The sequence below is a fragment of the Bacillus sp. DB-2 genome (genome assembly GCF_003315125.1).
GTDB lineage: Bacteria > Bacillota > Bacilli > Bacillales > Bacillaceae_G > Bacillus_A > Bacillus_A mycoides.
Genome location: NZ_QNRN01000011.1, coordinates 147,518 through 161,232, shown reverse-complemented (window position 1 = coordinate 161,232; position 13,715 = coordinate 147,518). Strand labels below are relative to the sequence as shown.

Genomic DNA, 13,715 nt, shown 5'->3' with positions numbered 1-13,715 from the left:
ATAACATCTAAAAAATAATAACTATAATGACATTAAGAAAACGTTTACTTAATTATTTTTTAGGAGGGCTATCATGAAAAGGGATATTAAGAAAATCATTTCACAAATGACATTAGAAGAAAAGGCAAGTCTATGTTCTGGATTAGACTTTTGGAATACAAAAGGGATTGAGCGATTAGGAATTCCTTCAATTATGGTAACTGATGGACCACACGGACTTAGAAAACAGGCAGAGGGAGCAGATCACTTAGGGATTTATAACAGTATTCCAGCGACTTGTTTCCCTTCAGCAGTAGGATTAGCAAGTACATGGAATAAAGAATTAATAAAACAAGTAGGAGTTGCATTAGGAGAAGAATGTCAGGCTGAAAATGTAGGAGTTCTCCTTGGACCAGGTGCAAATATAAAACGTTCGCCGCTATGCGGAAGAAACTTTGAATATTTTTCAGAGGACCCGTATTTATCATCACAAATGGCTGCAAACCATGTTAAAGGCGTACAAAGTCAAGGGGTTGGAACGTCATTAAAACATTTCGCTGCTAATAATCAGGAGCGTCGCAGAATGTCAGTAGATGCAATTGTTGATGAAAGAACATTGCGTGAAATCTATCTTGCTAGCTTTGAAGATGTTATTAAGGAAGCACAGCCTTGGACAGTAATGAGCGCTTACAACAAAGTGAATGGTGAATACGCTTCGGAAAATAACTATTTATTAAATGATATTTTAAAAGATGAATGGGGATTTGAAGGTTTTGTCGTTTCTGATTGGGGTGCAGTAAATGAGCGTGTTGCAAGTTTAGCTAACGGTTTGGAGTTAGAAATGCCTTCAAGCTTTGGAATTGGTGAGAAGAAAATTGTCGACGCAGTTAACTGTGGTGAGCTATCTGTAGAAAAGCTTGATCAAGCGGCAGAGCGTCTTCTTTACATTATTTTTAAAGCTTATGATAACCAATTAGAAAACGCTGTGTATAGTAAGAACGCGCATCATCAGCTTGCAAGAGAAGTTGCAAGTGAAAGTATGGTTATGTTACAAAATGAAGCTTCCATTCTTCCGCTGAAAAAAGAGGGAACGGTAGCAGTAATTGGAGGATTTGCAAAGCAACCACGTTTTCAAGGTGGCGGAAGCTCTCATATTAATCCAACAAATCTTGAAAGTATTCTCGAAGAAATTGAAACGGTATCAGGTGAAAAAACGAACATATTATTTGCCCAAGGCTATGACATTGCAAGTGATGATGTAAATGAAAGCATGGTTAATGAAGCAAAAAAAATAGCAGAGCGAGCAGATACAGCGGTCCTTTTCGTTGGACTTCCAGATCGTTATGAATCTGAAGGCTTTGATCGAAAGCATTTACAGATGCCAGAAAATCATGTGCAATTAATTGAGGCTATCGCTGAAGTTCAAAGTAATATCGCTGTAGTTTTAAGTAATGGTGCTCCAATTGAAATGCCATGGATAGGTAAAGTAAAAGGAATACTTGAAGGCTATTTAGGTGGCCAAGCATTAGGCGGGGCGATTGCCGATATATTATTTGGTGATGCGAATCCAAGCGGGAAATTAGCGGAAACATTCCCGAAAGTGTTAAGCGATAATCCTTCTTACTTAAACTTCCCTGGTGAAGGGGACAAAGTGGAATACAAAGAAGGTGTGTTCGTCGGATACCGTTACTACGATGCGAAAAATATTGAACCGTTGTTCCCATTTGGTTTTGGATTAAGCTATACAAATTTTGAGTATAGTAATCTTTCAATAAATAAGAAAGAGATAACGGATACGGACACTGTTTCTATCAGTGTGAACGTGAAAAATACTGGCAGTATAGCAGGGAAAGAAATTGTTCAGCTTTATATAAAAGATGTTGAAAGTAGTATGACTCGTCCTGAAAAAGAGCTAAAAGGATTTGAAAAAGTAGAATTGCAGCCGGGAGAAGAAAAAACGGTTAGCTTTACTTTAAATAAAAGATCATTTGCTTATTATAATGTTGAATTAAAGGACTGGCATGTTGAAACAGGTGAATTCGAGATTTTAGTAGGAAAGTCTTCAAAAGAGATCGTTTTACATGATAGCATGTATGTTCAATCAACGACTATAACTCAAAAACCAGTGCATCGTAATACGTTACTAGGGGACATATTTACGGACCCAATCTTAGCACCAATCGCAAAAGGGCTTATGGAAAAAGCATTAAAAGATAGTCCGTTTGGTAGTATGGCTGAAGGGGATAGTGATGCCTCTGAAATGATGGATGCTATGTTGAACTATATGCCATTACGAGCATTAGTGAACTTTAGCGCAGGTGCTTTTACAGAAGAAATGTTAAGTGAAATAATTTGGATATTGAACGATGCGCAGATGAATCGATAAGTATGAATGAACTTTTTATCCCATATTAATGGCCCGGAAATGCCTGATTGGTTTGGGTTAATAATTAGTGGGGGAGGGAAAAAATCCCATTGATTAAAGTTTTACTTTATCCATTGAACATTCTTTGTTGAATATTAATTAAGCTTAATAATTCATTGTAGGATGTTTCTCCAGCACGCAAAAAGGCAAATGAGAGTTAGAATCTCATTTGCTTTTTTTTGTACTTATTCTGCTAAATGTAGAATCATATGCTTATCTATCATCTTTAATCATTGCTTATCCCGCTATTTGTGGGCAGTAAAACTCCCACCTCAAAATTCAGGTGGAGCAAAGAAGTTAGGTGGGAGATCAACTGTCTGTAAACGCCCGATTGGTGAGGGCTAATAATCAGTGGGGATGAAAAAACCCCCCACTGATTAAAGTTTCACTTTATAAATATGAACGATGAGATGGCCATGAACCTTGGAGTTTACGAAGTTGTATAATTTGACCTGTATGATATGCATCGTGCAATAGGATATTCATATATTGTTGCCAAACTGGTAGAGACGGACTTGGTTGATCCAGTTCTGCTTCTTGAAGGGATGTTAATGAAGAGTGTAAGGCATCATGTACTTGGAGTGTTCGCTTCACTGTTTGTTGCCAAGCATCATCATCATTAGGTCCACCTTGGAAAAACGTGTCATCATTATTTTGTGGAGCAACAAATGTGTCATCTTGATGTAAGCGGGAAAGTAAGCGCTCTTTAAAGGTTAGTAAATGGTTTGTATTTTCCCAAATCGTATTACTGGCCTTTCCTTCTGGATGCCAACATGCTTGTGCAGCAGTAAGATTCTTTAACGCTTCTGATATCGGTGGATACCATTCTTCTTCGTAAAAAACTTGCTTGACCCCATTTTGTAATATTTCTTTTTTACTCATTCGTATAGCCTCCTTAACTATGAGATAGACCGGCAATAAGTGTTAGAGAAATTAAGTAGAAACGTACCTACTTATCATCTAATTGATATTTGGAAGTCTCTAAAAGAACAATACGGCGCCGTTGTAGTAATTGCAGAAATAAACTTATGCTTTCTAAATCATTTTTCTTACTGCAATAAATTCTCCTTTCTCTTCAATAAACCTGCCTCATAGTTGAACAAGAAAATCAACTGTAGCTTAAATTTAAAAACTTGTAGCAATATAAAATTTCAGAAAGTTTTAAAATTCTAAAAAATTAGAAGGTATAATTCGATAAAAATAGAATTAAATACATAGCAAATAAGGAGGGGATAAAATGGAAGTCTTTCACGTGACGAGTAGAAAGAGGGAAACGTACAACGTTGAAATGAAGTATTCGATACTTTTCGAATGCGCACTTGGCATTGCGGCAATTACTCATAAGAGGTTAATCGATACTCTTGAAAAGACTCAAAGTGAATGGGAAGAAATAAGACAATCTTTATCACATGAAATGATAGAGCATTTACAATTTGTTGAGAAGCATAATACGTGGAAAGCGTTGCTACAGTTACTGTATGATGGAGATTTTACGGATTTATCTCAGTTTGTTCACAATATCAATTCGTTATCGGCAGTAGATTTTAAATATGTGTGCTTACCGTTTTTAGGAGAAATGCATCAAGGAAAAAGACGTTTAGCAGCAAGCGGAGAAGCATCTGTAATACACGAACTAAAGGAGCTGACACATGATCATCAGCTTTTCTCTACGTATATAGAGTTTGTATGTCATGCCGATGTGCATGAACTAAAAACGCATTTAATTGCCGTTATGACAGGGTGGTATGACAGTGTTGTTAAAAAAGAGGCAGAAGAAATTGTTTCTATACTAGAGCGAGATTATGAAGCGAAAAATGAAATGAATAAAAAGATGCAACCGGAAGAGTTTGTAGAGTGGGCAACAGGTGGCGTTACATATATGCCAGAGCCAAGTGTTCATCACGTACTTCTTATCCCGCAAATTACATACAGACCGTGGAACATAGAAGCTGATATTGAAGATACGAAAGTGTTTCATTATCCAGTCGCAAATGAAAGTATACATCCAGAAGATCCGTATGAGCCGAGTTATTTTTTAGTTCATAAACATAAGGCGCTCGGGGACGAGGCAAGGCTTCGTATTGTAAAACTACTCTTTGAACAAGAGCGTACGCTGCAAGAAATAACGGAAAGATTACAACTAGGAAAATCGACAGTACACCATCATTTGAAACTTTTACGTTCAGCAAAGTTAGTTGATATTCAAGACGGAAAATATGTATTGAGAAAGAAAGCAGTGCAGTCTTTAGCGAAAGAATTAGATGCATTTTTGAATAGATAATATACAACGAGAATGTACATAAAGGGAGGAATTTAATAGAAAAGTTGGTGAGCTATAGTGAAAAGTGTATTGAAAAACCGTTCATTCTTTTATATGTGGATTGGTAGTGCAATTTCAGAATTAGGCGGGGCTTTCGGGACGTTATGTAATTCAATTCTTGTATATGAGTTAACAGGGTCGAAAACAGCATTAAGCAGTATGTGGTTACTATATCTAATTCCTTCTCTCATACTGCAACTTATAAGTGGGCCATTTATTGATAAATGGAGCCGAAAGTGGATTATGATTTTTTCGCAATGGATGCGGGCATCTGTTTTCTTACTGCCTTTGGCGATGCTAGTTACTAGCAGTATAGAAGTTTGGCACATTTACGTTGTCCAAATTATAGTTGGTCTCATTACGCCTCTTTATACCCCTGCGAGCCAAGCGATTACACCAACTGTTGTGAATAAAGAGCAGCTTCAAGACGCGAATGCGTATATTGATGGAATGACTCGTCTTATGATGTTTCTCGCGCCAGTAATAGGTGGTATCGTCATTAAATTTATTGGAATCGAACTTACGCTATCTTTCGTATGTATGTGTTTATTTATAAGCGGAGGATTATTGATTTTCATAAAAGAAAAGAGGGTACAGCAAGAACTTCGAAAAACGTGGCTAGAGCAGTTTCTTCACGGCTTTACATACTTTTTCACAAAACCAGTTATCGTTTGGCTTGGTATCTTTCTAACATTCGTTCAATTTGGAGTAGGAGTAACGATGGTTACGAATCTTCCTTATATTAAAGACGAACTATCGGCAGGGTATGCTGAATACGGTTATTTTATGGCAGGATTCCCACTTGGCTATGTAGTTGGTTCCATGTTAGTTGGGAAAGTGAAGTATAGAAGCCGTAGATTACTTATGCTTGGAGGATTATTCGTAGGGGGCCTTACTTACATTTCACTAGGTTTAAATAATAGTATTATTATTGCGATTGTAATCGAGGTAATTGCTGGTATTTGTATTTCATTTTTCAATGTTCATAATACGACGATATGCCAACAAACTGTCCCAAATAATATGATAGGAAAAGTATTTTCAGTGCGATTATTTTTCATACGATCGGCAATGCCATTAGGTGTGTTATTAGGGGGAATACTGAGTGAAATGTGGGGAGTGAGAGTACTATACTTTATCATTGGCTCGATTATATGTGTCACTTCTTTAATAGGAATATTGCTTCCGTATTTCAAATTTTTAGATGAGGCGATTGAGGAGAAGTCAGCATAATTCTAAAGATTTGAAACTTTATAATTGAAAATAATTATCATAATCAATTATAATAGAAGAATACTAGTATTCGTATTACAAAGAGGGAGTGGAATATATGTTTATCGAAACGAAAACATTTACAGTAAAAGAAGGTACATCAGATATAGTTGTAGAGCGTTTTACAGGAGAAGGCATTATTGAAAAATTTGAAGGCTTCATCGACTTAAGTGTTCTCGTGAAAAAAGTGAGACGCGGAGATGAAGAAGTAGTAGTTATGATTCGCTGGGAATCGGAAGAAGCATGGAAAAACTGGGAAACGAGTGAAGAGCATTTAGCTGGACATAGAGCGGGCCGCGGTAAGCCAAAACCAGATCATATCATTAAGGTTGAGCACGGGGTTTATTATGTGAAATCATCGAAATCGGCTTATCAACAGTCGTAAAAATACATTTGTTTAATTATATTCTTTCGAATAAATAACCATCTATCTGCTTACTGATAGATGGTTATTTATATTGAATAAAGAGAATGATTCGCATGTGATGTAAGAAGAATTAACGGACAGGTTAAAACTAGAAATGTTATAATATAAACTCGATTAGTGAGTAAGATTAGGAGGGACAATAATGGTTCAATCGATAGTTCATATTGCATTAGTAGTAAAAGACTATGACGAGGCAATAGAGTTTTATACAAAGAAACTAAGTTTCACATTAGTTGAAGATATTTATCAGCCAGAAGAAAACAAACGGTGGGTAGTGGTATCTCCTCCAGGTTCAGTCGGCACAACAATATTACTAGCTAGGGCATCTAAACCTGAGCAAGAGCCCTTTATTGGTAACCAATCAGGCGGTAGAGTATTTCTTTTCTTAAATACTGACGATTTTTGGAGAGATTATAATGAAATGATTTCAAGAGGAATAGAATTTGTGAGAGAACCGAAAGAGCAATCATACGGAATTGTTGCAGTATTTAAGGACTTATACGGGAATTTATGGGATCTACTGCAACTAAAAGATGATCACCCAATTGCACAAAGAATTAATAGTAAGCAATGCGACTAAGCATTTCACAAGTATGTAAAAATTAGCAGTGTTTATAATGGAAATGTATGAGAAAAAATATAATTCAATATCGTTTAAAAGGTGTTTGCGTATTTTAGAAACTGAGAAATATCGATATATTATTATAGGAATTCTATTACGTGCTCAATAACTTTGGAGGGTAAAAATGATAGAAAATCTTTCATTTATTACATATGAAAACCATAAAGAGTTAGTACATAAAATTCTAAATGAATATATAGCTAGGAATGAAGAGTGTGGATTAATGCTCATCGGATCTATAGCAAGAGGTGACGCATACCCCGAATCCGATTTAGATTTATACGTTCTTTTAGAGAATGGACAAAAGAAAGATTTTCATTCTGAAAAGAGAGAAGGTATTTTAATTGAATATAAGTATGCAGATTTTAATAGAATTCAATTAAACTTTAAAAATAATCCAATGGAATTATACTCTTTTCTAGAAGGAGAAATTTTATTTGATAGTAACGGTGAGTTGAAAAGGTTAAAGGAAATAGCTCAACATAAATATGAAAATTATGCTGTTTCTAGTGATAAAGTAAAAGGCATTTCTCATTGGTTACATAGTTCGCTTATTAAAATTCAGGCTGCTTTGAAAGCAAACGATGAGTTAAAAGCTTCATACATAGTTCACACATCAATGTGGACATTGCTAGAGGGAATATGGGCTATTAATAACAGGCCAACACCTCCAGCTGGATCTGCTTTGAAATATATTGAAACATTATCTAAAGTACCGACGAATTTTGCAGGTTTTATAAATAAATTGTTTTTAGGTGATACGACAGAGCGTATCTCTTCAGCAGTTTTCTTGATTGAGTGGATTTTACTTAATTTGGAGAATAAATAATATGGCTATAACACTTGTCAACTTATATAGGTAAATCGATACTCCATGTCGAATTTTTCATATGATTGCATTCATTTCGAAAAACGTTCTAAGCTATAGGAAAAAGCATAAGACTATAAAAAAGTCTTAGACGGTATATCTTTCTTTACATATGTAAGTGTTATCAATATGAGTATATATACCCTCTGCTTAAAAGGAGATGAGTAAATGAGGTTAAATCATATGAATCTATGTGTTGATGATTTATCAGAAGCTAGACATTTCTTTGAAACATTTTTTGATTTTCAATTTTTGGAGCAAAAGGGAAAGGCACTTGTAGTAATGAGTGATGAGAGTGGATTTATACTTGTGCTAAGTGATCCAAAAGCATTTAAGGGGAATAAGGAAGTTATGTATCCTGAAGCTTTTCATATTGGTTTTTTAGTGGAAACTTCAAGTGAAGTTGATCAATCATATAATCGTTTAGTAGCTGGTGGCATTGAAATAGACAAGGAACCGTATTCAATGAGAGGTAGTAGTTATGGTTTTTATTTTACAATGTTTAATGGATTGTTAATTGAAGTATCTTGCCTTGACTATAGAGATGGTAAGAAAGTCTCAAAACTGAATGGCACTCATCAAGAATAATTCTTTGAAGGTGTATATATAGCCCCTTATCCAGTTTGGAAAGGGGCTTGTTATCATAATGCTCGTTATTCAAAAAGCTAAATTTAATCATTTGAACTACTCTCATTTAACAGGTTAACTAGCTGTTTTTTTAGTTAAGGTAAATAATAGGGGAAATATGGAGTTATCAATGTGTTGGCTTGAAATAAAGTTTAATCAAAAACACTCCACAAACCCATATTATATGGTAAATAAGAATAATCCATTTTGAAAAGAGATTAATTAAAATGGATTATTCTCTAGCAGTTTTCAGTTATGGTGTTATAAAAAAGTTTAATCATTTTCTCAAAGAAATCAGTTATATAGAAAAATTCTAGGTCACGGTTAAGTTTTTTAAGTCACATTTAAGTTGTTTACTTCACAATCAGTGAGCTAGGCCAAAAAACATAATTCTTAAAATACAAATTCGTTCAGGAGATGAAATCCAATATTTTCTTTCTGTTAAATCATTTATGATGGACCTATGAGATTTCACCAAAGTCTAGTGTACTTCCTGTTTCTACTAAAGTCTTTGTATTATTTAATATCATCCACCAGGCCTTGTTGCTGTTCTCATAATAAGGATCATCTTCTTTCCATTGGTCATGAATGAGTATTAATTTCGTGCATGATCCAATAGGCTTTAGAATATAAGAAATTCTTGACTCAAATGCACGATTATCTTTCATATAAGACTTTCCAGGATAGTGAGTAAATCGAAGTAACTGATTTGGTTCATATTCCAATACGTTTCCGTATACATGCACCGTTTCATTTCCATCTAATCCAGGACCTACATATTCCAAGAGATCGCCCACTTGAAATGTAGATCGAATGATGGACCCATAATAAATTTGTTTTGTACCCTCAGGAGAAATCAATGCCTTCCAAACTGCCTCTGGTGAGCCTGCAATATAAAATTCATACATCAAATTCTTCATGATTTTTATGCCTCCTAAAAATTTAATTCGCTACATGTACATTATAAAAAAACTTCACTGACAATTACGGTCAGTGAAGTGAAGGGTTTTTATAATGATTGAATAATTCAAAGCTGATAGTTGCCAATCTTTCTTGTAATAAAGTTGGTTCCAGAATGCTAATAGATTTACCATAAGGGAGAAGGAGGTAAGGTACAAAAGTATGAATAGACTCTATATCAACCTTAAAAAGGGCTTGATTGTTTTTTCGTTCTATTAAAGCATGGTTAAATAACCAATGCTGACATAAATCATCAAGCGCATGTGACATGCCTTGGATACGGACAGAAATGAGTTCTTTAAGTTGGTTTGAATCAGGTAAAATGTCTTTTAGAAAGAAAGAACGCGCTGAAAATTCCAAGGGCCGATCAAATTTTTTATCTGTTCTGGATAATGATTGAATACGATCGATTCGAAAACTTCGAATTTCTTTACGCAGATGGCAATAAGCTACTGTGTACCACTTGCCTTTCCAATAAACAAGACCATAAGGATCAATATGACGTGATTGAGGTTCGATTTCTCCACCCTTACGATAAACAATAAATAACCTATAACTTTCGGCAACAGAAATTTCTAAATCTTGAAGAATAGATTTCAAAGAGGGTTCGACAGTAGGATGGATGACTTCAAACCCTCTTAAATGACGATTGATATGATTCAATTGTTCCTCATTTGTATACATTTTCAATTTAAAAATTGATGTATCTAGTGCTTCACTAAAGGGATACCCTGCATCTATTGCAAATTTTGCAGCATGGACAAGCGCTTTCTGCTCATCCAAATTAAAAAACAAGGGTGCCTTTGTAAACTCATTCAGTAAACTGTACCCACCATTATGCCCTGCATCTGAAATAATTGGTACTCCACTTGCACACAGAGCATCAATATAGCGGTACACCGTACGAATACTGATTTCTAATTCCTCTGCTAATTCCTTAGCAGTCAATTGTTTTCTCGTTTTGAGGAGCCATAAAATAGAAAGCATGTTAACCATTTTAGACATATATAGACATTCCTTTCGCAAAAATTCAAGATAAGCATTCTACATTAGTATAAAACATTCTGCTTCTCTATTAATCATATTCCAATTACACAATCTGGCCCTGTAGTAGAGTAACTTTATTACTACCCAATAGTTCCTTAATCAGCCTTTCAGTTCCGATCTTCTTTTCATTTTTCACTATAAATACACGCTTTTAGATAAATAGATTAAAAGGGATAAAATAACGCATCTTTTAGTCAGAAATCCGACTTATGAGACAGCTCATTTATTTATTAATCTAATCGAATTTCAAACTCAAGCATAGCTTGATCTTTCATAAATGGCATACTTTGCTCTTTAAATCGTAAGCTTATTCCAGACAAATTATCAGGAAGAGTAGGGGAAACTACAAATTGGTAGCTCACATGTCCATCTGTTCCAGTCCAGCCTTCTGTCCAGCAATCGTATGTAGTATTTATAGATAATTCAACAAGGCTATGTGTATGATTCTCATTAAGTGTATTGTTTTTTGGATCCCATTCCTTATATAAATTAATTACACTAGCGTTAGAATATTGACGAATAAAGGTTACAGTATACACATTTTCTTTATGTTCATAAGTTTTTAAAACGGGTATATGTTTTTTAAACTTAGTCGGTTCGACGCGAGGTTTAAACTCATCTTCGTCCATCATAGATGAGAATAATGAATTTAAATAATCGGGATATAATCCGTTCTGCTTTGCCCAATTAGAAATGGCTTCATCTGGTGGGAAACCTGGATTCCCATTCGAAAGTTCTTTCCGTTCTTTTAATAAAGAGCAAATTTTTTCATCAATAGAAGATAAGTGTTCATCATAATGATCAGTAGGGCGTTCAAAAGGCATTCGTTGCATAATCATTCCTCTTTTCCTTTATTTTGTTTTCATATTTTATTATAACTGAAACAATTTTCGTTTTTTTCAATATAATCAATTAATTTAAATATTTCGAAAAATAGGATGTTTATGTGTTAAAATAAATATAGAAAACCATTTATTAACTATCGGCAGGTTAATAGAAAAAGGGTGTAAATAGTTAATAATGTCACAATTAAAATGCAACTAGATAGTTAGGAGGAATCATTATAATGGATACTACACAACAAAACAGTAATGCATGGGATAAGAAGGTTGAAGAAGGTTCTAGATACACTCAACCTGTAAGTAGTGAGGTTATTGAAAAAAGTAAATCAGGTGAATGGGAAATCACAGTCACCACAGAAAAATCAGTTCCTAGAGATTGGTTTCCAAAGTCATTAGAGGGATTAAAGATACTTTGTTTAGCATCAGGTGGAGGGCAACAAGCACCAGTACTGGCTGCTGCTGGAGCAGATGTAACAGTTACTGATATATCTAAGAAGCAATTGGAACAAGATGAAATGGTAGCGGAACGGGATGGATTAACTTTAAAAACAGTACAAGGAGATATGTCAGACCTTAGTGATTTTGAAGATGAATATTTTGATATTGTCGTAAATCCTGTTTCTAATTTGTTTGTAAAAGATGTTCATCTTGTATGGAATGAGATTTCAAGGGTTTTAAAGAATAAAGGTATTCTTATTTCTGGATTTACAAATCCTTTACTATGGATTTTTGATGACAACCAAGAACAAAAAGGTATTTTGGATGTTAAACATTCAATACCTTCATCAACATTGGATTATTTACCAGAGGATGAAGTTCAAGATTATATTAATTTAAATCAAACAATAGAATACGCACATACTCTAGAAGATCAAATCCAAGGTCAAGTTGAAGCTGGTTTTGTTATAACGGGTTTTTACGAGGATGATTTTGGTGGAACAAGGATATTAGATAAGCATATTAAAACTTTTATTGCTACAAAAGCTATAAAGTTAAAGGCTGATTAAAATTTTTGGCTCGTTAGTCGAAGAAGGAAACTTGAAAACAGTAAAAGTTCAATGTATGTCAAAAAGGATGGCAAGAGCCATCCTTTTCCTCGTGTAGTTTGAATGTCAAAACAAGTTTTACTCCTCTTAACTGAACCCGTTATAATAAATAGTCCATCTTTTTACATTAATTTTTCACATCATTATATAGTTCCAGCGCCTCTTTCACATTCAATCTATTTTTCACAATGCCATGTATCGCTTGAATCATCGCAGCCGGATGTTCGGACTGCCATATGTTTCGGCCCATGTCTACTCCAATTGCACCTTCTTGCAGCGCGTTGTACGTAATGTTTAATGCGTCTTCGATTGAATCTAGTTTTGGGCCGCCCGCGATTACGACTGGAGCAGGGCATGTGCTTGTGATTTTTTCGAATCCTTCGCAGTAGTACGTTTTAATAATATCAGCTCCCATTTCAACACATACGCGGGAGGCGAGTGCCAAAAAGCGAGCTTCACGTTTTTGTAGTTCTTTCGCAACGGCGGTAATACCGAGTACTGGCAGGCCGTAATCGTGAGCTTCAGAGACTACGTTTGCGAGATTTGAAACAGTTTGTGTTTCATAGTCTGATCCAACAAAGACAGAAACGCCGACGCCAATTGCGTTTTGTTTTACTGCTTCTTTCACAGGTGTAACAATTGTTTCATTCGCTAAATCTTTGCCTACTACAGTTGCCCCGCCTGATACACGCATAACCATCGGTGTGTTGCAGTTTTCAGGAATACAGGAACTTAATACGCCTCGTGTTAAAAAGAGGGAATCAGTATATGGAAGCAAGTTTTTAACTGTTTCTAACGGTTGTTCAAGTCCGTGAATTGGTCCTAAAAAGTAACCGTGATCTATCGCTAGCATAACCGCTCTGCCGTCAGGTAAAATTGTGTTTAATCGATTTTTAAATCCCCAAGTCATTCGAAATCACTCCTTCGTTAATGTTGGATTTTCAGTTTGCACTGTATCTTTATTTGGTAAATGTGGTGATTTTATAAAAACAGCTTTAAAAGGCTTATCGGAATGGTTAATAAGATAGTGAGATTCATGAGGGCGAACTTGCAAGACATCACCTTGTTTGATCGGAACTCTCTCGTTATTCACATAGAAATCTATTTCGCCTTCTAACGCATAGAAGACTTCTTCGCACGTTGTATGATAGTGATTTTGAAACTCTTGCCCAGGCTGAATAACGACAAGCCCAAAATCGATATTTGGACCTTGTATTAAATATTTCGGGCCGTTATCACCGAAGCGATAGGAGAAATCATTTTCATTCACTTTAAGCATA

14 protein-coding genes are annotated in these 13,715 nt (G+C 35.2%); 8 read left to right on the top strand and 6 right to left on the bottom strand.

The annotated features are described in order from the left end of the window. Positions 1–73: 73 nt before the first annotated feature. On the top strand, positions 74–2,365 hold the full coding sequence (locus DET63_RS19570; protein ID WP_113937575.1) for a glycoside hydrolase family 3 C-terminal domain-containing protein: 2,292 nt from the start codon (positions 74–76) through the stop codon (positions 2,363–2,365). A 429-nt stretch (positions 2,366–2,794) separates the two neighbouring features. On the opposite strand, the gene DET63_RS19560 is transcribed toward DET63_RS19570, so the two are convergent. After that, positions 2,795–3,286, bottom strand: a complete 492-nt coding sequence (locus DET63_RS19560) for a DinB family protein (protein ID WP_113937573.1) — start codon at positions 3,284–3,286, stop codon at positions 2,795–2,797. 355 nt (positions 3,287–3,641) lie between these two features. Between DET63_RS19560 and DET63_RS19555 the strand changes: the two genes are divergently transcribed. The 6 genes from DET63_RS19555 to DET63_RS19530 all read left to right on the top strand — a co-directional run bounded on the left by DET63_RS19555 (position 3,642) and on the right by DET63_RS19530 (position 8,501). Further along, entirely contained in the window at positions 3,642–4,685 is a 1,044-nt protein-coding gene (locus DET63_RS19555) for an ArsR/SmtB family transcription factor (RefSeq protein WP_113937572.1), read from the top strand. Positions 4,686–4,742: 57 nt separating this feature from the next. Beyond that, positions 4,743–5,957 (top strand): MFS transporter, encoded by a 1,215-nt coding sequence (locus DET63_RS19550; protein ID WP_113937571.1) that lies wholly within the window; start codon positions 4,743–4,745, stop codon positions 5,955–5,957. Positions 5,958–6,054: 97 nt separating this feature from the next. After that, positions 6,055–6,381: a heme-degrading monooxygenase HmoA gene (hmoA, locus tag DET63_RS19545; protein WP_002084853.1), complete on the top strand. Its 327-nt coding sequence runs from the start codon at positions 6,055–6,057 to the stop codon at positions 6,379–6,381. A 184-nt stretch (positions 6,382–6,565) separates the two neighbouring features. Continuing rightward, positions 6,566–7,003 (top strand): VOC family protein, encoded by a 438-nt coding sequence (locus DET63_RS19540; protein ID WP_113937570.1) that lies wholly within the window; start codon positions 6,566–6,568, stop codon positions 7,001–7,003. Positions 7,004–7,169: 166 nt separating this feature from the next. Continuing rightward, positions 7,170–7,874, top strand: coding sequence for a nucleotidyltransferase domain-containing protein (locus tag DET63_RS19535; RefSeq protein WP_113937569.1), 705 nt, complete (start codon positions 7,170–7,172; stop codon positions 7,872–7,874). Between the two features lie 207 nt (positions 7,875–8,081). Beyond that, the gene (locus DET63_RS19530) at positions 8,082–8,501 is read left to right on the top strand and encodes a VOC family protein (RefSeq protein WP_088039628.1); all 420 of its coding nucleotides are present in this window, start codon (positions 8,082–8,084) and stop codon (positions 8,499–8,501) included. A 500-nt stretch (positions 8,502–9,001) separates the two neighbouring features. Here the strand turns inward: DET63_RS19530 and DET63_RS19520 are convergent, their stop codons facing one another. The 3 genes from DET63_RS19520 to DET63_RS19510 all read right to left on the bottom strand — a co-directional run bounded on the left by DET63_RS19520 (position 9,002) and on the right by DET63_RS19510 (position 11,380). Then, a complete protein-coding gene (locus DET63_RS19520; RefSeq protein WP_113937568.1) occupies positions 9,002–9,460 on the bottom strand; it encodes an SRPBCC domain-containing protein in 459 nt (152 codons plus the stop codon). Between the two features lie 70 nt (positions 9,461–9,530). Further along, complete coding sequence (locus tag DET63_RS19515) at positions 9,531–10,505, bottom strand: helix-turn-helix transcriptional regulator (protein ID WP_113937567.1); 975 nt, start codon at positions 10,503–10,505, stop codon at positions 9,531–9,533. A gap of 272 nt (positions 10,506–10,777) precedes the next feature. Then, positions 10,778–11,380, bottom strand: coding sequence for a chorismate mutase (locus DET63_RS19510; RefSeq protein WP_181777939.1), 603 nt, complete (start codon positions 11,378–11,380; stop codon positions 10,778–10,780). A 233-nt stretch (positions 11,381–11,613) separates the two neighbouring features. Here DET63_RS19510 and DET63_RS19505 point away from each other — a divergent pair, with 233 nt between their 5' ends. Then, entirely contained in the window at positions 11,614–12,396 is a 783-nt protein-coding gene (locus DET63_RS19505) for a class I SAM-dependent methyltransferase (RefSeq protein ID WP_113937565.1), read from the top strand. Positions 12,397–12,562: 166 nt separating this feature from the next. Here DET63_RS19505 and lsrF read toward each other — a convergent pair whose 3' ends face one another. Together lsrF and DET63_RS19495 are read right to left on the bottom strand one after the other, a co-directional pair. Further along, positions 12,563–13,345, bottom strand: coding sequence for a 3-hydroxy-5-phosphonooxypentane-2,4-dione thiolase (gene lsrF / locus DET63_RS19500; protein ID WP_003190261.1), 783 nt, complete (start codon positions 13,343–13,345; stop codon positions 12,563–12,565). 6 nt (positions 13,346–13,351) lie between these two features. Beyond that, a complete protein-coding gene (locus DET63_RS19495; protein WP_113937564.1) occupies positions 13,352–13,714 on the bottom strand; it encodes a cupin domain-containing protein in 363 nt (120 codons plus the stop codon). Position 13,715 lies beyond the last annotated feature (1 nt).

Coding starts and splice junctions, on each gene's coding strand:
- DET63_RS19570 (WP_113937575.1), top strand. CDS start 74: ATGAAAAGGGATATTAAGAAAATCATTTCACAAATGACATTAGAAGAA.
- DET63_RS19560 (WP_113937573.1), bottom strand. CDS start 3,286: ATGAGTAAAAAAGAAATATTACAAAATGGGGTCAAGCAAGTTTTTTAC.
- DET63_RS19555 (WP_113937572.1), top strand. CDS start 3,642: ATGGAAGTCTTTCACGTGACGAGTAGAAAGAGGGAAACGTACAACGTT.
- hmoA (WP_002084853.1), top strand. CDS start 6,055: ATGTTTATCGAAACGAAAACATTTACAGTAAAAGAAGGTACATCAGAT.
- DET63_RS19540 (WP_113937570.1), top strand. CDS start 6,566: ATGGTTCAATCGATAGTTCATATTGCATTAGTAGTAAAAGACTATGAC.
- DET63_RS19535 (WP_113937569.1), top strand. CDS start 7,170: ATGATAGAAAATCTTTCATTTATTACATATGAAAACCATAAAGAGTTA.
- DET63_RS19530 (WP_088039628.1), top strand. CDS start 8,082: ATGAGGTTAAATCATATGAATCTATGTGTTGATGATTTATCAGAAGCT.
- DET63_RS19520 (WP_113937568.1), bottom strand. CDS start 9,460: ATGAAGAATTTGATGTATGAATTTTATATTGCAGGCTCACCAGAGGCA.
- DET63_RS19515 (WP_113937567.1), bottom strand. CDS start 10,505: ATGTCTAAAATGGTTAACATGCTTTCTATTTTATGGCTCCTCAAAACG.
- DET63_RS19510 (WP_181777939.1), bottom strand. CDS start 11,380: ATGCAACGAATGCCTTTTGAACGCCCTACTGATCATTATGATGAACAC.
- DET63_RS19505 (WP_113937565.1), top strand. CDS start 11,614: ATGGATACTACACAACAAAACAGTAATGCATGGGATAAGAAGGTTGAA.
- lsrF (WP_003190261.1), bottom strand. CDS start 13,345: ATGACTTGGGGATTTAAAAATCGATTAAACACAATTTTACCTGACGGC.
- DET63_RS19495 (WP_113937564.1), bottom strand. CDS start 13,714: ATGCTTAAAGTGAATGAAAATGATTTCTCCTATCGCTTCGGTGATAAC.